Source organism: Tolypothrix bouteillei VB521301, from assembly GCF_000760695.4.
In the GTDB taxonomy this organism is placed as follows: domain Bacteria; phylum Cyanobacteriota; class Cyanobacteriia; order Cyanobacteriales; family Nostocaceae; genus Scytonema; species Scytonema bouteillei_A.
Genome location: NZ_JHEG04000001.1, coordinates 5,528,986 through 5,547,896, shown reverse-complemented (window position 1 = coordinate 5,547,896; position 18,911 = coordinate 5,528,986). Strand labels below are relative to the sequence as shown.

Sequence of the window (18,911 nt, the reverse complement as noted above, 5' to 3'; positions counted from 1 at the left end):
CAGCGATTAACTTAATTGATCGATTTTGTTGCTTAAGAATTCTTTCCAAGAGCGATCGCCAAAAGCATTTGCCAAGGTGAAAATATCTTTATCCCCACGCCCAGATAGGTTAATAACAATACAATCTTCCGGAGAAAGCCGTGGTGCGTCCTTAAATGCTTGGACGAAAGCATGAGTAGACTCCAAAGATGGGATAAGACCTTCTTTAGTGAGGCAAAGTTTCAGAGTATCTAAAACCTCTTGATCTGTTGCAGTACTAACTTGAATCCGACCGAGTTCTAACAGATGTGCTAGAACGGGCGATACACCAACGTAGTCTAAACCCGCAGCAATGGAATGGGTTTCTTGCATTTGTCCGTCATTGTTTTGTAGGAAATAAGTTTTATACCCCTGTGATATGCCAACTGTTGCATCTTTTGAAGCCAGACGTGCTGCGTGCTTGTGCGAATTCAAACCGCTACCACCTGCTTCTACACCAATTAACTGAACGCTCTTGTCATCAAGAAACCCACTGAAAATCCCAATAGCGTTAGAACCCCCACCAACACAAGCATAGACCGCAGAAGGCAATTTTCCAGTTTGTTGTACAATCTGTTGTCGTGTTTCCACCCCTATAACGGACTGAAACCAAGACACCATTTCCGGATAGGGATGAGGACCGCAAGCCGTACCAAATATGTAGTAGGTCGAATCCATAAAAGCAGACCAATCCCTTAGCGCCTCATTAATGGCATCTTTGTAAGTTTGACTTCCCGTAGACACTGGGACAACTTCAGCCCCAAGTCTTTGCATCCAGAAAACGTTAGGATATTGACGTTTAACATCTATAGCCCCCATGTATATTGTGCATTCCAATCCAAATTTTGCCGCCACAGTTGCCGTTGCTACCCCGTGTTGACCTGCACTTGTTTCGGCAATAACTCTTGTTTTTCCCATTCTTTTGGCAAGCAAGGCTTGTCCTAAAACATTGTTTAATTTATGTGCTCCTGTATGATTTAAATCTTCTCGTTTAATAAAAATTTTTGCTCCGGCAAAGTAGGTTGTTAAATTTTCTGCGTAAGTTAGGGGTGTAGGACGGCAAGAGTAATTAGATAACAAAAATGTAAATTCTTGCCAGAATTTAGGGTCTGCACGTGCAGCTTTATATACTTCAATTAGATCTTCAAAGGTTTCATGCAAAATTTCGGGAATGAACTTGCCTCCAAATTCCCCATAGTAACCATTATGGCTTAATAAATCGGGGGATGAGAATTCCGAGTGAAAATACATCATCTCTACACAAGGATTTTTATTTATAAATAGCAGAGAAGGTGGAACCCCTCTGTTACCTACGATATCTCTATACATAAAGTTCTACTTATAAACAGTAGAGAAGTTAAACCTCTTTGTTACTTACCATAAGAGAAAAAAAAGTATATGTCCAATATTTAATTAGTTGGCAGATTATATCTTATAAATATAATTAGGAGATGCTTTGCTCTCTATGGGGATCGGCGAGATCCGTTCACCAATCACCGTTTAGTGGTTTCGGTTATGGAACTTCGACACTTAAGATATTTCATTACTGTGGCAGAAGAACTGAATTTTACTCGCGCCGCCGATCGCCTTCACATTGCCCAACCACCCCTAAGTCAACAGATTGGCGACTTAGAAGCAGAATTGGGGGTTAAACTATTTGAGCGTAGCAAGCGTCCCTTGCGATTAACAAGTGCAGGACAAGAATTCTTAAAAGAAGCACGCTTGATTCTTTCTCATGTCGAACAAGCAACCCGACTCGCACAACGAGTCAGTCGGGGTGAAGTGGGACGTTTAATAGTGGGATTCAATAGTTCTGCCACACAGTGTGTTTTACCCGAAATCCTCACCCAATTTCGCGATCGCTTCCCCAATGTAGAACTTCTTTTACGCGAAATGGACTCTTACAATCAAATTCAAAGTCTTCTTGATAACCAAATCGACTGTGGTTTTCTACACTCACAAAATTTCGATTGCGACCGTCTAAACTATACATCCGTGTTAAAAGAGCCAGTTATTGTAGCTTTACCCGTCACCCATCCATTGGCAAAAGATCGTGTAATTCCGTTAAATAAACTAGCAGGAGAATCTTTTATTTTGCCAGTACATCACACCAGACAAGGTTTTTACAACCAGGTCATAAACTTGTGTCAGCTTGCTGGTTTTACGCCCAATATCGTCCAAGAAGCTGTGTGGTTGCAAACAGTCTTGGGCTTAGTCGCCGGTGGGGTAGGTGTTGCGATCGTTCCTGCTTCCATGCAGAACCTCCAGCGCAAAGGAGTCGTTTATAAAGTGTTAGAGGATGAGACATTTGAAATAGAAATGGTTGTGGCGTGGCGAAAAGACGATCTCTCTCCAGTACTGCACGAATTCCTGCACCTAGCCTCCCTCATACAAAATTCTTGCACTGTTCCATTGCCTGCTTAAAACAGCCATTGGTAGAGTTGATCTCACAAGGCTCAAAAAATTATTTTATACAAGATCTACCTACAGGCAGTCGAGGATTTTATCGGTATATGACAACACTAGTGTTGGACAACAACATACATTTACTTCCCTGTCATCATATCCTTTTGATGATTGGGAAGTTTCTTATCTTAAGTCATAAAGTCTACTACTAATTTATCTTACTTTAGATAGATGTCAAATTTTAAAATATTATATTTCTTATATTTTGGCACGACAGTCCACCACTGGCATAGTTACATTTTCTGAATATAAAGTAAAGTAAATTTTCTTTTCTTTTCTTAGGAGTCAAAAGTCTCGCAAGGGTAGATAGAAGACAGACAAGGACTGCCACCCCGCAAGTATAAATGCTTAACAACATTGTGCTTGTTGACCCAATACTCATAGAAAAAAGCCCTCTTGCCATTGACAAACAAGAGAGCCACGGTGTGGTGTGAGGAGCAAACTGAATGTTTGCTGTTATTAGTTTAGCAATTGACTATGAAGTTATGGTGATAGTTATCTAAAAAATATGCAAAAAGTCATGGATGATTCAGAAAACAGTGAATAGTAAAGAAGAGGAGAAAAATTAGGAAATTATAACTTGTGACAGAGATAGACTATCCTCCAGTCACCAGTCACGAGTAAGTGGTACTTAAAGCATCTTTTCCAAAAATTGCTTAGCCCGATCGCAGTGAGGATTCTGGAAAAATTCACTAGGAGTCGCATCTTCAGCCAAGTATCCCCGGTCAAGGAACAAAATTCGGTTAGCAACTTCTCTAGCAAAACCCATTTCATGAGTCACAATTGCCATAGTTATACCCGTTTGTGCCAAACCTTTCATCACGTCGAGTACGTCTTTCACCATTTCCGGGTCTAAAGCAGAAGTGGGTTCGTCAAACAGAATCATCTCCGGTTCCATCGCTAGGGCGCGGGCGATCGCAACGCGTTGTTTCTGTCCCCCTGAAAGTTTTGCAGGGTAAACATCTGCCTTTTCAGCCAAACCTACTTTAGTCAGTAATTCTAACCCCTTAGTTTTTGCCTCCTGTTTGTCAATCCCCTTAACCTTAATTGGGGCGTAGGTAACATTTTGCAGGACTGTCATGTGAGGAAAAAGATTAAAGTGTTGAAACACCATCACCAAGCGTTGGCGAATTTTAGAGATATTTGCCTTTGGCATGGTAATGTCATACTCATTGAAGTAAACTCTGCCTCTAGTAGGGCGTTCTAGCAAATTCAAGCAGCGTAAAAAAGTTGACTTACCCGAGCCAGAAGGACCTAAGATAGCAACTACTTCACCTTGATAAATTTCTGTGGAAATATCTTTGAGTACGTCGAGTTTACCAAAGGATTTACACAAAAATTCAGTACGAATAACAGCGTTACTCACTTCGTCTTAACCTCCTTTCAAGTGCCGATGCGCCAAAAGTTAAACCCATAACCAAAACATAGTAAATTAAGCCAGCAAAAAGCAGGGGTTCAAAATAGATATACTTATTAGCCCCGATAATTTGAGCACTGCGTAAGATTTCCACCACACCAATAGTTGACACCAAAGCAGAATCTTTCAACAATCCTATTGTTTCGTTCACCAACGCAGGGAGAATGTTTTTTAAAGCCTGAGGCAAAATAACATCCCACATCATCAGCCAATAAGGAACACCCATAGACATTGCTGCTTCACGCTGTCCCTTATCAACCGCTTGAATTCCACCGCGAATAGTTTCTGACATATAAGCCCCAGAGTTGAGGGTAAAAGTTAGCACTCCTGCTTGCAATGCCGGTATATCATAACCAGTCAGCTGGGGTGTTGCATAATAAACCAATGCTAACTGTAACAGCAGTGGAGTGCCTCTAAATATAGAGGTATAAGCGTTAGCAAACCAGCCTAGTGGTTCTATCCCAGAAATCTTAAACAAAGAGAGTACTGTTCCCCAAATCAAACCCAAGAATACAGATAATACAGTAAACAATAAAGTAATGGGTATCCCTTGTAAAATAAAGGGAATATCTGGAGCGATTCTACCAAAGTCTAGATTTAAACCCTGTGAAGTTGTGGGTGTTGATGAGGAAGCAACTTCTGTAGTTGTATTTAAGGAAAACCACTTTGTTGCCAATTTTTTCAATTCACCACTGTCCTTCATTTTTTGAAGAACTTTGTTAAAAGGTTCTACGAGGGGAGAACCTTTTGGGAAGGCAATAGCAGAACCTGTTTCCTCGGCGGCTGAAGGAATGACATGAAACTCTAAATCTGGATTAGATTGAGCAAATCCTTTGGCAACAGTATCTTCAACAATTGCTGCATCAATTCGTTTTGATTTAATTTCTTGAATGGCTTCAGGAACTTTGTTGAGTTGCTTTAATTTTATATTGAGAACTTTTTGAGAAATTTTCTTAGCATTTTGCTCTTGGATGGTTCCAAGTTGAACGCCTACTGTTTTATTAGATAAGTCTTCTGGTTTAGTTAAATTGCTCCCTTTAGGAGCAACAATGGTATCTTTTGCTTCGTAATAGATAATAGAAAAATCAACATTTTTTCGGCGTTCTGGGGTAGGTGTCATTCCAGCCATAACAAAGTCAGCCCGTTTTGCTTGAACGGCGGGAATTAAACCATTAAAGTCCGACTCCATTACCCGCAGCTTAAACCCAAGTTCTTTGGCAATTGTGTTAGCAACATCAATATCAAAGCCAACAATTTTCCTTTCACCACCCTTGGTATCGTAATACTCATAAGGTGGGTAGTCAGGGGAAGTAATCATTGTTAATGTTTCTTTGCCAACTGACGGGGCTGCATGCAGAAACTTGCTTTGACCGATTGTGGTGGTAACTGCGATCGCGACTGCAACTAACAGCGTCAATAGAAATATTTTACGTTTCTTCATTGAACTCACGTTTATTTAGGATTGGTACATCGTTCTAATGGTTGTCATTATCATCCATTCAGGTGAATCGGAACTCAATATTGCTCTGATATAACAAGTAAAAATTTAACTAAAACTAGTTTCGATATTTCCGTGCTAAAGAGCATTTATCTTCATCATGAACCTAATTCGTCTTTTACTAAAGACCTCGTGGCAAAATATTGTTTTTTCAGTGTTTGCCGGGTTACTCAGTGGTTTGAGTACTACAGGGTTGATTGCACTCATCAACTTGACTCTTCAAGGAACAAATCTCTCAAAGATTGCTCTTGCTATTAGCTTCCTAGGGCTTTGCGGCTTGCTTCTGATTGCAACAACAGTGTCTCAAATTTTTATCAGTCAATTAGTAGAACAGGTTATCTACGAGCTGCGATTACTTTTGACTCGTCGTATTTTGGCTTGTTCATTGCGTCAAGTAGAGGAGATTGGTATACCTCGGTTACTAGCAGCACTAACGCAGGATCTTCAGGCGATCGCAGAGGCTTCTGTTCCTATCTCTCTACTCTGCGTTCAATCCGCTTTGCTACTAGGTTGTTTTGCTTACTTGAGTTGGTTGTCATTACCATTGTTTTGCCTGACTCTGATTCTTATGCCAATAGGCATTATTTCCAATCAGTATCTCATTTATCAAGGCAGGCATTTCCTCAAATACGCTCGCAAAGAGCAGGATAATCTCTTTCAGCATTTCCGAACTGTAACGGAGGGAATCAAAGAACTCAAGTTGCACCAGCAAAGACGACAGGCGTTTCTGAATGAGGATTTACAAACAACAGCAGAACAGTTTCGGCGCTATAGAATCAGAGCGATGAATTTATTTGCTATTGGAGGAACTTGGGGGTTGGTAGCTCTCTTCATTTTGATTGGGTTGCTTCTCTTTATTGTGCCTCTTGTGTTTGCGATTCCAACTTCTGTTCGTTCGGGTTATGCTCTGACAATTGTTTTCATGCTGACACCAGTACGCGCCTTACTCAATATTTTGCCCGATTTACTCCGAGCTAATATTGCTCTGGAAAATATTAATTCTTTGGGGCTGTCGTTGGTTGCTCAAACAACAGAATCTGAAATAGCAATTTCATCAGTTCACGAACCTAAATGGAATTCGCTACAACTCATTGGCGTCTCCCATGGCTATCGAGGAGAACGAGAAGACAGTCACTTTACCCTAGGACCTATTGACTTGACTTTACACCCAGGAGAACTAGTGTTTGTTGTGGGAGGCAATGGGAGTGGTAAATCTACGTTAGTAAAATTACTGACAGGATTATACGCACCTGAAACAGGTAGCATTGATTTTGATGGTAAACCCATCACTGATGCTAACCGAGATTGGTATCGCCAGCAATTTTCAGTAATTTTCTCTGATTTTTACTTATTCGATCGCCTTTTAGGTCTAGATAATGGCAGTCGCGATCGGCAAACCCAAGAATATTTGGAAAAACTTCAACTTGACCATAAAGTGAAAGTCAACAATGGTGCCTTTTCGACGACTGCACTATCTCAAGGACAGCGGAAACGTCTTGCTCTGTTGACAGCTTATCTTGAAAATCGGGCAATTTACGTTTTTGATGAATGGGCTTCCGATCAAGACCCCTTGTTCAAAAAGATTTTTTACACCCAACTTTTGCCAGAATTAAAAAACCAAGGAAAAGCTGTAGTAGTTATCACTCATGACGACCGCTATTTTAACCTAGCCGATCGGATTGTTAAATTAGATTACGGTAAAGTTGAGTACGATCGGAAACTCCGTAACAATAATTAGCCCTTATCTCCTCACGCCAGCAAAGATCTCTTGTGCTCTATCAATTTGTTTGCGTACAGCTTGTGCGGAAGCGTGTAAAGCGCTGATTTCTTCATCAGTCAAGTGCAGCTCTACGATGCTTTCAAGCCCATTACGCCCCAAGCGACAGGGAACGCCAATAAAAATATCTTTTAAACTATATTCGCCCTCAAGATATGCCGCAGCTGGTAACAAGCGCGATTGATTGAGCAGTATTGATTCGATCATGATGCTGGTAGAAGAAGCTGGCGCAAAAAAAGCTCCACCTGTTTGCATGAGTTGGACAATTTCCGCACCACCGTTACGGGTTCGTTCTACCAACCGTCTAATTGTATCTGTATCTAACAATTCTGTAATAGGAATGCCGTTGACGGTAGAGTAACGGGGAAAAGGAACCATCAAGTCCCCATGACTCCCCAAAACCATTGCTTTGACATCTTGCTGACAAACACCTAACTCCATAGCAATGAAGGCTTGAAAGCGAGATGAATCTAAGATACCAGCCATACCCAAAATGCGATCGCGGGGCAATCCAGTTGCTTGCCATGCCAAATAAGCCATCACATCTAAGGGATTTGTCACAACTATGTATATTGCGTGGGGAGAGTACACAAGTGCTTTTTGAGCTGCTTCCACGACAATCTTCGCATTTGTTAGCAACAAGTCATCTCGAGTCATACCCGGTTTGCGGGGAAAACCTGCCGTGATAACAACAACATCAGACTCAGCAGTATCGGCATAGTCATTTGTGCCAATAATCTGTCGGTTGTGGAGTTCAATTCCCCTTGCCTCCATCAAATCTAGTGCTAATCCTTGAGGCATTCCTGAGACGATATCTAGCAAGACAACATCTGCCAGATTTTTTTCTGCAATACGTTGGGCTAGGGTACTCCCAACTTTACCTGCACCGATAACGGTGACGCGAGGCGAACAACATATCTTTGAGAAGGAAGGGGAATTGCTCATCATAGTTAAGGTATTTTTGCTAGTGGTTGATGCACAGCCACCAGCAACGAGCTAGCAGTGATGTACTGCTAGCTGATGCTGATAGCTTTACTTAAAGTCCTCAAGTTGATCCAGACGCAACCAAATGTTGGGTGTTGGCACTTTCCCAAATTTCACCAAGGCATAGTCACCTTTGAGATCGACGACTTCTCCCTTGGTTTCAAATAAGTAGGAAGGAAAGCGCGTGTCACTGGCTTGTGCTTCTAAACTGTTTTCCAATTTTTCGCGGACAGCACGAACCATGTCTCCTTTTTTGACAGCCATGAGGAATCCTCTTGAGTTTGTACACTGTTTTATTAAGGATTTTAACTCGTGCCTAGTTTTTATTCTGTAAAGATAAAATTTAAACTGCAAACTGTCGCAGATGTACGCAGATAAATTTCAAGAATTATCTGCAATCTTCGTCATTTATCGAGATTTTGAGATTTTTGGTTACATGGTATTGGTTGAGTGTACTTTTAATTTTTATACATTAAGTTGCTGGCAATTGGATTGCAATATCTGAAATTTTGAATTTTGAATAACTTATAGGGTTTTGGATTTTAGATTTCGGATCTTGGATTGAGAAAGCTGTGTTGGAGTTTTGATTTGAGATTTTGCATTGAGAAAACCTTGCTGTGGCTCAATTTCACCCAACGACCTGTCGCATTCTTGTTTCAAGTTGGAATTATTTTTGACAGTAGGAACAATAATGACTTGAACGACCAGCTAATCTTGTCCGTAGAATTGCAGTACCGCAAACCCGACAAGGCTCTCCAGTGCGGTTGTATACCCACGCAACACCACCGTAGTTACCGTTAATGCCTTTGACATTTAGGAAGTTACTAAAAGTTGTACCACCTGCTTCAATACTGGTTTCTAAGACTTGAATGATGCACAAGCGCAACTGTTCGATTTGCTCTCGCTGCAAATCCGTACATAAGGTGTCTGGAAGTATTCGACTGGAAAATAAAGCTTCATCTGCGTAGATGTTACCTAGCCCTGCGACGACTGATTGATCGAGGAGTGCTGTTTTGATGGGGCGGTGACGATTTTTGAGTTTGCCTGCTAGATAATCTACAGTAAAGTCAGGAGAAAAGGGGTCTATTGCTAGTTTTGCTAAACCAGTGATGATGCTTTCTGGTGCTTGACCTGGAGGTACCCACCACATTTGACCAAAGGTACGCTGGTCTACAAAACGCAGTTCGCGATCGCCCTGAAAAAACAATCTGACTCTTGCGTGCTTGTGCAATGGTTCATCTCGATGCAGCCACAATAGCTGACCGGTCATTCGTAAATGGACTCCCAGCCAGCCAGGAGAAGAGGTAGTAGAATTTTCTTCTTTGTCCCTTCTGGAGCAGGTGAGTTCCGCTAGTAAGTATTTCCCGCGACGATGCCAAGTTGCGATCGTACTGTCTTGAATTGCCGTTAAAAATTCTTCTGCTGAGAACGGGTAAGCAATTGTCTTATGAAGGAGCACATCTCCACCCGTTATTTTTTGGTTTAGAGTCAATTGATTTAAGCCCCGTCGGACTGTTTCAACTTCAGGCAATTCGGGCATCTGTTTGGTAAGCCTTAAGGAGAGCAGGGGGAAGGGGTAGAGGGAGAAAAGAGAGACAAGGGAGAGGGGGTAGACAAAGTAGAAATTTTCTCCTTGTCTTCCTTGTCCACCTTGTCCCCTTGTCCCCCTTTACCCCATCATAGCTGGCAAGTAGCTGTTACTTTTTCGCCTTAGCCTTAGGAGCTTCGACCTCAAGTAATTCTTCTTCAGCAAAGTTGTTAGTGTTGATGCCAGCGTAATTTACGTTGTTAAAACGGACGATGACCGGGTACTTGATACCGCTTTGGTCAACAGATGCCACGGTTCCTGTATCTTGATACCAGAAGGATTCGCGGCGGAGAATACGAACTTTAGAACCACGTTGAACCATGAGTTTCTTCCCTTTTAGTTATCAATCGCCAATCTAAATTAGGCTAATTGATTTCACTCTACAGGTTTAAGGTCGTTTGCAGGCGTTTTGTTAAGTTATTTGTCTATTGAGGATTGAGGATGAGCTATTCGCGATCCGTTCTTCTCCCCACTCCCCCATCTCCCCCATCTCCCCATCTGGCTAACAAAAAAAATTTTTATCCAGATTGGCAGACGTTGTGTGTGGATTTCTATAACGTAGTTGTGGACTGCTTGATAGGAAGTCGCAACGCCCAAGAAACTTTTTTGATTGGTTTTCGTCTACAGGGTTAGCTTAAAGCCATCTATCGTTTAAAGCATTTGGACAAAAACACTAGGGGCAATCACACCCAAGGAACGTCACGAAATGATTTCTCCTGATACTTAACGGTGGTAGCGGGATATAGGTAAAATCGCAACACCAGTTATGGAATTCAGAGGAACTTTCGGAAGTTGGGAACTCAGTTTGGGCGAGGAGCTTATGCTAACGGCGGAATCCGCCACTCTAAGTTTTCTCTACACAACGCTAACTTCACAACGCATTGCCGATCGCGCTCTACCATTTGTCCTATCACCGTAATTGTACCGACTAATCTCTGCGTCCCCAGGATGAAATGGGTGAGACCCTCCTTGACAACGTCTTCGGGATCGCGTATTTTCGATGGTCGCAAACACTTTATTTTTGGAAGTTCCTATGCTTTCACTAAAACAAATACACTACCCTCGTTGCCCCTGCCGATACGCAAATTGTTATCGAGATAGGTAATATCCAACCACCCTTGTTGTTCATTGCTATTGAGCACAACATCGATAGCGGTAAATTTTTTGCCAGCCTCTATCTGTTGGATGAAAGTTTCTGGGGAAGTGTAACCTAATAAACGTTGTAATCCAACAATCGATCGCTGAAATTTGACATTGATGCGCCTACCTGAAACAGGCTCAAATTTTGCAGCAACACTGACAATGCTTTCAAGTAATGGCAAGCCATAAACTTCAGCTATGTTGTAAACACTGTTAGTTTGTATGCGTATACACTGATAAATTTGACCGAGCTTGTATAAGGGTAAATTATCAATATTTAGTAAAGCTCTACTCGTGGTGTATACAAGTCGCCAGTTGCCATCCAGCAAATCGGGAGCTTCAACTGGACGGGGTGTGGGATTGAGCTCTTCTAATTTTGTAATTGCAATTAAAATGGCTTGTTTATCTTGCTCGTTTGCAATAAGACCGCGATTTTTACCAGCAATTGCTTCCAAGAGATCTGCTTTTCCTAGCATAATTAATTCCACCTCAAAAACATCAGTATTGAGAACATATTGATGAACAATGTATAGCATCACACTAAAAACAAATTTACTGTGACTCTTAACCCTTTCAAGAAATAATTTTGTCGGATTTCTAAAAAAGGGGTTGAATTAACAAGTAAATCGTGCATTATCAAGTGATAGACTCTAAGTGTCTAGTTATCATCTCCATATAGTGTTTTCGTAAATATGCTAAATTCACCACTACGTGAGGAACCCCGCAACAGACGAGCTCCTGTAATTCCATTAAAGCAAGAGTCCTCCTTGTTAGACTGGTTGCAAACAAACGGTCGTCTCATAGCGCGAGATGTTCACGAACCCGACTATTCGGACGAAGAAGAAGAGATATCAGAGTTTTTGAGTACTGACGACGGAATTAGCGATTTTGACTATGATGACGATGACGATGTCGTCCCAGATGAAGAATAGCTAATTCAAGCTTGAGACATATTGGCACAGCCAAATCCTTTGTTTAATTTTACAAGTGTGGAGTGAAGGGAAATATCCGTGGACGCTAAGTTATCTCCTAACCAAGGGTTAAGTATCATTAATGGCATAGGTTTAGTCTCCCTACTCGGTGTAGGACTGGGTGTATCAGCGCTAATTCTTGACGGCATAGCAAATAGAATGCCTTGGCAAGGTATGTCACTGACTTTACCTCTACTCTTCTGTGCTGTCGCTTCAGCCGCAGTTGGTTTCTGGGCAGTTCCATTGCTACAAGCGCTGAAAACCGGGCAAATCATCCGCGAGGACGGTCCTCAAGCTCATTTGAAAAAAGCAGGGACTCCCACCATGGGGGGCATATTCTTTGTTCCCGTGTCAGTGATTTCTGCTTGTATCTGGTCTAACTTTGCTACAGAAGTACTAGCTGTTGCTGCTTTGACACTCAGCTATGGGTTGATTGGCTGGATTGACGATTGGCAAATTCTCCGCCGCAAGTCAAACAAAGGCATCTCTCCCCGCATGAAACTGATTTTACAAGTGACATTTGCAGTTGCTTTCTGTGTGTGGCTTCTGATTTCTCATCCCGCTCATAATGTTACGAATATAGCTTTACCTTTTGGGTTTTACATACCTCTGGGACTTCTCTTCTGGCCTTTAGCAGGTTTTGTACTCGTAGCGGAAAGCAATGCTACCAACCTCACTGATGGCATTGATGGCTTGGCAGGAGGAACGGTAGCGATCGCATTATTAGCATTAGGTGCTTTAGTTGCACCAACTTCGCCCGGATTGATGGTTTTCTGTGCTTCTCTAAGTGGTGGTTGTTTGGGTTTTTTAGTCCACAACCGCAACCCAGCCCGAGTTTTTATGGGAGACACCGGTTCCTTGGCTTTAGGAGGTGCTTTAGCAGCCGTCGCTTTGTTGGCAAACAGCCTAGTAGGACTGTTTATTCTCAGTGGCATCTTCTTCGTAGAAACCCTTTCTGTAATGGCGCAAGTTAGCTACTACAAAGCTACGAAAGGTCCAGATGGTAAAGGCAAGCGTCTTTTAAAAATGGCTCCACTACACCATCACCTAGAACTTTCTGGTTGGTCGGAATTACAAGTTGTTGCTGTGTTTTACATCATCAGTGCAATTCTGGCGGTTATCGCTCTAACGATAGGTCAATTTTGATGTGCTGAACAACAACTTAGATACCAGTTAAATAACCTCCTCGACCTGGGGGGGTTATTTATTTATTGGCTAATGGCTAATGGTGAGACCAGCCCTGTAGGCGGGTTTCCCGCCGTAGGGGACTGGCGAACCCGAAGGGCTAATGGCTAATGGCTAATGGTGAGTCCAGCGCTGCAGGCGGTGAGTCCAGTGCTGTAGGCGGGTTTCCCACGCCCTGGCAACTGGCGAACAAGGGAGGGGTTTCCCGCGCTCTGAGGACTGGCGAACCCGTATAGCCCTTACGGGCATAGCCTGCGGCATCGCGGAGCGTGCGCTTTGCGCTTAGCGTGTGCCTTGCATATAGCGTCTTCGCTCCTGAGATAGGGCGAACAAGGGAGGGGTTTCCCGCGCCCTGGCGACTGGTGAGTCCAGCTTAGAAAAATTAGGGCATTACCCACCCTACACCTATGGGTCATCTTCTAGAGGCAAGGGAGTTGTAGAACTATTAGCAATTAGCTATTAGCTATTAGCTATTAGCTATTAGCTATTAGCTATTAGCAATTTGCTTTACTAAATGAACAAGTTCTGGTAATATCAACTTTTCCATAGCCAATCGCACAGCGTTACTGGAACCGGGTAAAGAGAAAATCAGTTTTTGTTGGTATGTACCTGCAACAGCCCGAGATGCGATCGCACGCGAACCAATTTCTTGATAACTTAAAAAACGAAATATTTCTCCAAATCCGGGCAAAGTTTTTTCAAGTAGCTTTTCGATAGCGTCATACGTGGTGTCTCTTGGGGCGATTCCCGTTCCACCATTAATCAGGAGAACATCTAAATTATGGCGTTGACCCAACAATTTTATTTGCTCTTGGATTTGTGCTGGTTCATCTTTGATAATTATGTAAGCATCTATATTATGGTTGGCGTTGCGAAGTAATTCCTGAATAAGTTGACCGCTTTTATCCGTTTCTGGGGTACGGGTATCGCTGACAGTAATAGCTGCACAAGTGACCCTCATATTTGAGGTATCTGGATGCGGAAGGTGAGTCATAAATAAAGTTGATTAATGGCTAATGGTTGGTGGTTGGTGGTTAGTGTTTATTAGAGCTACTAACCACTAACTACTAACCACTAACCCCTAACCCTTTATGATTGGCTAAATTCCAGACCGTGCTCTTTAGCATACCGCTCCATAAATCGCATAAAGCGATCCCATTGTTCTGAAGATTTCATCAGATACACTGCTTCTAATGCTTCTGGTTTACCGTTGACAAATTTACCCTTGACTTCACGCGTCACAAGTTCTCCTTCTTCGTCAATTAGGTACATACCAGTGATTTCTTCAGTGTTACCACTTTCTAAAGCTTTGGGATTTGTAAAAACAAACGTTGCCGTCCCACTACCCCCAGTGCGCGATCTTGTCAAGCGTATTTCTGGAATGACATCTTCGTTAATCCCTCGAGAAAACTGGATTTGAGCCATGATGAGTGTATTTAAAGTTTTGTTATGGTTAGTTTAATATTTTCTCATCATTTAGTACCTTACTGTCCAAGCATTTCCTTTGATTTCTCTTTTACATACAATTACTTACTTAGCCTCTTGTTCTAGTAACAAAGTTACAGGACCGTCGTTTTCAATTGAGACTTGCATCATTGTCCCAAATTTACCTGTTTCCACTCGCAACCCGCTTAAGCGCAACTTAGCGATAAAACGGTTATACAATTCTTCTGCAACTTGAGGGGTTGCTGAACGATCGAAGGAAGGGCGACGACCTTTGCGACAGTCTCCATAAAGCGTAAACTGACTCACCACTAGCAACTCGCCATTAATTTCTTGCACTGATTTTTGCCACCGCTCTCCTGCTTCGCCCTCATTGGGAAACAATCTCAATTCCAAACACTTTCGCACCATCCAATCTAGTTCGCGCTCGGTGTCGGTATCAGCAATCCCTACAAGCAGGTTTAGCCCACGCCCAATTTTGCCAATTATTTCACCGTTGATGGTAACCTGAGAAGATTTGACTCGTTGAACAATGACGCGCATAAATAACTCTGATTAAGGAATTAACAGTAAAAGTACAATACGACAAGCCAGATAAAGAATTATCCATTTTACTGATGATATTTCATAATGTATGACAATATTTGCAAGTTTCTCGTTGAGAGTTTTTCTACTGACTTTGCTACTTGGTTATTAGGAGAACCAATCGCTCTTACGGAATTAAGTCCACAAGAGCTGTCTGTTGAACCAATTCGTGCTGACGCTCTGATACTACTCCAATCCGATGAATGTATTCTGCATTTGGAATTTCAAACTCGACCAAAACTACGAGTTCCATTCCGGATGGCTGATTACCGACTGCGAGCTCATCGCCGCTTTCCTAAAAAGCAGATGAAACAAGTCGTAATTTACTTAAAAAGAACTAATTCAAGACGAGTGTATCAAACAACATTTACACTGGAAGAAACTTTTCATCGCTTTCAGGTAATTCGTCTTTGGGAGCAACCATCAAGCGTGTTTTTGCAATCTCCTGGGTTATTACCATTTGCAGTACTCTGTCAGAGTGAAGATCGCATTGAAACACTTAGGCAAGTTGCCATGGAAATAAATACTATAAGAGACTCACAAACACAGAATAATGTAACTGCTTCAACGGCAATTTTAGCTGGGTTAGTATTAGAAGAAAAGGTGATTCAGCAATTACTGCGGAGGGACTTAATGAAAGAATCAGTCATTTATCAATCAATCCAAGCTGAAAGTCGTGCTGAAGGTCGCGCTGAAGGTCGCGTTGAAGGTCGCGCTGAAGGTATTCAAGAGGGGATACAGCTAATGGCTATCAATATGCGAAAAGAAGGATTGTCAATTGAAGTCGTAGCCAGAATCACTGGATTATCAGTAGAACAAGTGCAACAGTTAGAACTTTAAAAAACCGAGAACTCACATAATTAGATCGCGGGGTGCTGTTTCAGTTTCAATTTTGGGAGGTACTAGAAGTGGGAAATGAAGATTAAAAATTTTTATTCTTCACGCCTCACTTCTAATTCCGCCAATTGCTGAGCTAAGCCCCAAAACCCTTACCACGAGAGGTAGAAGGCAAACACAAGCAGTTTTCTAGTTGTTTTAGCAAAGTCTCGCGATCGAGATTTTGACCGATTAACACCAACTGGGTTTTCTTCTCCCGCTTGGTCCACTCATCATCATCTAGAGTGAAGCGTTTGCCACACAAGTGAAAAATGTGACGTTTGGGGCTTTCATCAAACCACATAATCCCTTTTGCGCGGAAAACGTTTGTGGGAAGTTGATTATCTAAGAAATATTGGAATTTCCTAATCGAAAAAGGTTTATCGCTTTGGAATGATATAGAGGTGAAACCATCATTTTCTAAATGGTCGGAATGATGGTGGTGATGGTGGTCGTGGTCATGATGGTCGTGACCGCATTCAGAACATTCTGAGTGGTCATGTTCGTGGTCATGTGCGTGAGCATGATGGTGGTGATCGTGGTCGTGATGGTCATGACCGTGTTGTTTCGCCTCATTAAAATATTTGTCTGTTTCAAACAGACCAACACTTAGAATCAGAGGAAGCGGAACTTGCGCTTGCTTGGTGCGAATAATTCTTGCACCTTCTTTAACTTGGTTGATTTTTGCCTCTAGTGCTTTTACTTCTTCTTCAGACACTAAATCTGTCTTATTGATGAGAATAACGTCACCGTAAGCAATTTGACTGTAAGCAGCTTGAGAATTAAATAAATCCAAGCTATAATTTGCCGCGTCTACAACCGTGACAATTGAATCAAGACGCGTTAAGTCGCGCAAGTCAGTGCCAAGAAATGTAAGAGCGACTGGCAGAGGATCGGCGAGCCCTGTTGTTTCTACCACCAGATAATCTATCTTGTCTTGCCGTTCCATAACTTTGTAAACGGCTTCCACGAGATCGTTATTAATGGTGCAGCAGATACAACCGTTACTTAACTCCACCATATTGTTATTATCATCAGTGGAGATAATTAACTCGTTATCAATGCCAATTTCGCCAAACTCATTGACTAGTACGGCGGTTTTTAATCCTTGTTGATTGGTCAGGATATGATTGAGTAAAGTTGTCTTACCACTACCAAGGAATCCAGTAATAATCGTTACTGGTAACCCTTGTTTGGGTGCATCCATTGATTGTGACTCGGAAGTAACTGCTTGCATGGCGCTGCTTTCAGGAAGTCAAAATAGCTAATTGTAGCGCAAAATCTCAGGAAGAGACTAGCATAAGGATGCTGGTATTCATCCGGTGTTGCCTACTTCCATTATTACGTATTTCTATAAGTTGGATATGACCCTATCTGTTTACAATACCCTCACCCGTCGTCAAGAACCGTTTGAAACAGTAGAAGCTGGAAAAGTTAAGATGTATTACTGCGGCGTGACGGTGTACGACTACTGCCACTTGGGTCATGCCAGAGCTTGTATTGTGTGGGATGTAGTGCGTCGCTACCTACAATTTATCGGGTACGATGTCCGCTATGTACAAAATTTTACAGATATTGATGACAAAATTTTGAATCGAGCGCGACAAGAACAGTCATCGATGGAAGCTGTGGCGGAACGCTTTATCGAAGCATATTTTGAGGATATGAGGCGTCTTGGTATCAAGGATGCTGATGAATATCCCCGTGCAACTCACACGATGAATGGCATTCAGCGACTGATTCACGAATTGGAAAATAAGGGTTATGCTTACCCCTCTCATGGTGATGTTTACTATGCAGTCCGTCAGTTCTCTGAATATGGCAAACTCTCCGGTCGCAACCTGGAAGATATGCAAGCGGGAGCTAGCGAAAGAGTGAATCTGGAAGATCCAGAGTATCAGAAGAAGAAAGACCCCTTTGATTTTGCTTTATGGAAAGCAGCAAAACAAGGCGAACCAGCTTGGGACTCACCCTGGGGTAAAGGTCGTCCGGGTTGGCATATTGAATGTTCGGCTATGGTCCGCGATCGCTTGGGTGATACCATTGACATCCACACTGGAGGTGCCGATCTGATTTTTCCCCATCATGAAAATGAAATTGCTCAGTCAGAAGTTGTGACAAAAAAACCACTGGCGAAATACTGGTTGCACAATGGCATGGTCAAGGTAGATGGAGAAAAAATGTCAAAATCTTTGGGTAACTTTATCACAATTCGGGAGTTGTTAGATAAAGGAGTACACCCAATGGCGGTTCGCTTGTTTGTCTTGCAAGCCCACTACCGCAAACCAATTGATTTTACGGATGAAGCGATCGCTTCTGCAACAAAGGGCTACGAAACACTAAAAGAAGGTTTGCTTTTTGGTCATAAATACGGTAAACAATTGGGTTGGGAAATAGGGGCTAAGGACTTGGAACCTGGAACAGGGAAGAACTCCATCTCAAGCTCCCAATTATCAATCGCCAATCCCTATATCAATCGCTTCTTTGAAGCGATCGATGATGACTTTAATTTCTCTGGAGGATTGCCAGTCCTTTTTGAATTAGCCAAAGAACTACAGCGAGAAGGAAACATTCTGACTCATGAGGGAAAAACGGTAACAACAGCCGATGTATTACGCGCCCAATGGCAAACTCTTGTGACGTTGGCTGATGTTCTGGGTTTTGATGCCAAGGTAGAGGAGGAAACTTCTGTCAATGAGAGTTTAAGCGATGCAAAAATTGAGGAGTTGATTCAGGAAAGACAACAAGCGCGTCAAGCGAAAAATTTTGCACTGAGCGATCGCATTCGTGATGAACTACAAGCACAAGGTATTACCCTCATTGATAGTCGTGATGGAACTCGATGGCACCGCAGTTAATTATGAATTATGAATGATGAATTATGAAGGATAGAAAATTAATGCTTCATAATTCATCTTTTCTTCTGATACCAGTTTTAAAAAAGAAGACCACAGATAGTTGGG

20 protein-coding genes are annotated in these 18,911 nt (G+C 42.2%); 7 read left to right on the top strand and 13 right to left on the bottom strand.

Going from position 1 to position 18,911, the window contains the following annotated elements:
• Positions 1–6: 6 nt before the first annotated feature.
• A complete protein-coding gene (gene trpB, locus HC643_RS22355; RefSeq protein ID WP_038078423.1) occupies positions 7–1,347 on the bottom strand; it encodes a tryptophan synthase subunit beta in 1,341 nt (446 codons plus the stop codon).
• 186 nt (positions 1,348–1,533) lie between these two features.
• Here trpB and HC643_RS22350 point away from each other — a divergent pair, with 186 nt between their 5' ends.
• Positions 1,534–2,442 carry a LysR substrate-binding domain-containing protein gene (locus HC643_RS22350; RefSeq protein ID WP_038078421.1) on the top strand — a complete coding sequence of 303 codons (909 nt, stop codon included), beginning with the start codon at positions 1,534–1,536 and terminating at the stop codon, positions 2,440–2,442.
• 673 nt (positions 2,443–3,115) lie between these two features.
• Here HC643_RS22350 and HC643_RS22345 read toward each other — a convergent pair.
• Together HC643_RS22345 and HC643_RS22340 are read right to left on the bottom strand one after the other, a co-directional pair.
• Positions 3,116–3,850, bottom strand: coding sequence for an amino acid ABC transporter ATP-binding protein (locus tag HC643_RS22345; protein WP_038078419.1), 735 nt, complete (start codon positions 3,848–3,850; stop codon positions 3,116–3,118).
• Positions 3,843–5,342, bottom strand: a complete 1,500-nt coding sequence (locus tag HC643_RS22340; RefSeq protein WP_038078417.1) for an ABC transporter permease subunit — start codon at positions 5,340–5,342, stop codon at positions 3,843–3,845. Before HC643_RS22340 ends, HC643_RS22345 begins: the two co-directional genes overlap by 8 nt.
• 157 nt (positions 5,343–5,499) lie before the next feature.
• On the opposite strand from HC643_RS22340, the gene HC643_RS22335 reads away from it, so the two are divergent.
• Positions 5,500–7,137 carry a cyclic peptide export ABC transporter gene (locus tag HC643_RS22335; RefSeq protein ID WP_038078416.1) on the top strand — a complete coding sequence of 546 codons (1,638 nt, stop codon included), beginning with the start codon at positions 5,500–5,502 and terminating at the stop codon, positions 7,135–7,137.
• A 3-nt stretch (positions 7,138–7,140) separates the two neighbouring features.
• On the opposite strand, the gene mdh is transcribed toward HC643_RS22335, so the two are convergent.
• From mdh to HC643_RS22315, 4 genes are all read right to left on the bottom strand, one after another.
• Positions 7,141–8,121 carry a malate dehydrogenase gene (gene mdh / locus HC643_RS22330; protein WP_038078449.1) on the bottom strand — a complete coding sequence of 327 codons (981 nt, stop codon included), beginning with the start codon at positions 8,119–8,121 and terminating at the stop codon, positions 7,141–7,143.
• A gap of 87 nt (positions 8,122–8,208) precedes the next feature.
• On the bottom strand, positions 8,209–8,424 hold the full coding sequence (gene ndhO, locus HC643_RS22325; protein WP_038078414.1) for an NAD(P)H-quinone oxidoreductase subunit O: 216 nt from the start codon (positions 8,422–8,424) through the stop codon (positions 8,209–8,211).
• 403 nt (positions 8,425–8,827) lie between these two features.
• Complete coding sequence (locus tag HC643_RS22320) at positions 8,828–9,700, bottom strand: DNA-formamidopyrimidine glycosylase (protein WP_038078412.1); 873 nt, start codon at positions 9,698–9,700, stop codon at positions 8,828–8,830.
• Positions 9,701–9,857: 157 nt separating this feature from the next.
• On the bottom strand, positions 9,858–10,070 hold the full coding sequence (locus HC643_RS22315) for a photosystem I reaction center subunit IV (RefSeq protein WP_038078410.1): 213 nt from the start codon (positions 10,068–10,070) through the stop codon (positions 9,858–9,860).
• Between the two features lie 119 nt (positions 10,071–10,189).
• Between HC643_RS22315 and HC643_RS22310 the strand changes: the two genes are divergently transcribed.
• Positions 10,190–10,381, top strand: a complete 192-nt coding sequence (locus HC643_RS22310) for a hypothetical protein (RefSeq protein ID WP_050045290.1) — start codon at positions 10,190–10,192, stop codon at positions 10,379–10,381.
• Between the two features lie 185 nt (positions 10,382–10,566).
• Here the strand turns inward: HC643_RS22310 and HC643_RS22305 are convergent, their stop codons facing one another.
• Both HC643_RS22305 and HC643_RS22300 read right to left on the bottom strand, forming a co-directional pair.
• Positions 10,567–10,758 (bottom strand): hypothetical protein, encoded by a 192-nt coding sequence (locus HC643_RS22305; RefSeq protein WP_137986125.1) that lies wholly within the window; start codon positions 10,756–10,758, stop codon positions 10,567–10,569.
• Between the two features lie 21 nt (positions 10,759–10,779).
• Positions 10,780–11,364 carry a PAP/fibrillin family protein gene (locus HC643_RS22300; protein WP_038078447.1) on the bottom strand — a complete coding sequence of 195 codons (585 nt, stop codon included), beginning with the start codon at positions 11,362–11,364 and terminating at the stop codon, positions 10,780–10,782.
• A gap of 216 nt (positions 11,365–11,580) precedes the next feature.
• Here HC643_RS22300 and HC643_RS22295 point away from each other — a divergent pair, with 216 nt between their 5' ends.
• Both HC643_RS22295 and mraY read left to right on the top strand, forming a co-directional pair.
• Positions 11,581–11,820, top strand: a complete 240-nt coding sequence (locus HC643_RS22295) for a DUF3134 domain-containing protein (RefSeq protein WP_038078409.1) — start codon at positions 11,581–11,583, stop codon at positions 11,818–11,820.
• Between the two features lie 78 nt (positions 11,821–11,898).
• Positions 11,899–13,005, top strand: a complete 1,107-nt coding sequence (gene mraY, locus HC643_RS22290) for a phospho-N-acetylmuramoyl-pentapeptide-transferase (protein WP_038078407.1) — start codon at positions 11,899–11,901, stop codon at positions 13,003–13,005.
• A 526-nt stretch (positions 13,006–13,531) separates the two neighbouring features.
• Here mraY and HC643_RS22285 read toward each other — a convergent pair.
• The 3 genes from HC643_RS22285 to dtd form a co-directional block, all read right to left on the bottom strand.
• Entirely contained in the window at positions 13,532–14,038 is a 507-nt protein-coding gene (locus HC643_RS22285) for a MogA/MoaB family molybdenum cofactor biosynthesis protein (protein WP_038088266.1), read from the bottom strand.
• Between the two features lie 95 nt (positions 14,039–14,133).
• Positions 14,134–14,469, bottom strand: coding sequence for a photosystem II reaction center protein Psb28 (gene psb28 / locus HC643_RS22280; protein ID WP_038088264.1), 336 nt, complete (start codon positions 14,467–14,469; stop codon positions 14,134–14,136).
• Between the two features lie 105 nt (positions 14,470–14,574).
• Complete coding sequence (dtd, locus tag HC643_RS22275; RefSeq protein ID WP_038088261.1) at positions 14,575–15,030, bottom strand: D-aminoacyl-tRNA deacylase; 456 nt, start codon at positions 15,028–15,030, stop codon at positions 14,575–14,577.
• A gap of 87 nt (positions 15,031–15,117) precedes the next feature.
• On the opposite strand from dtd, the gene HC643_RS22270 reads away from it, so the two are divergent.
• On the top strand, positions 15,118–15,912 hold the full coding sequence (locus tag HC643_RS22270; RefSeq protein WP_038088259.1) for an Rpn family recombination-promoting nuclease/putative transposase: 795 nt from the start codon (positions 15,118–15,120) through the stop codon (positions 15,910–15,912).
• Between the two features lie 133 nt (positions 15,913–16,045).
• Here the strand turns inward: HC643_RS22270 and HC643_RS22265 are convergent, their stop codons facing one another.
• Positions 16,046–17,185 carry a CobW family GTP-binding protein gene (locus tag HC643_RS22265; protein WP_038088257.1) on the bottom strand — a complete coding sequence of 380 codons (1,140 nt, stop codon included), beginning with the start codon at positions 17,183–17,185 and terminating at the stop codon, positions 16,046–16,048.
• Between the two features lie 127 nt (positions 17,186–17,312).
• Between HC643_RS22265 and cysS the strand changes: the two genes are divergently transcribed.
• Positions 17,313–18,806, top strand: coding sequence for a cysteine--tRNA ligase (cysS, locus tag HC643_RS22260; protein ID WP_050045365.1), 1,494 nt, complete (start codon positions 17,313–17,315; stop codon positions 18,804–18,806).
• The last annotated feature ends 105 nt before the right edge of the window (positions 18,807–18,911 follow it).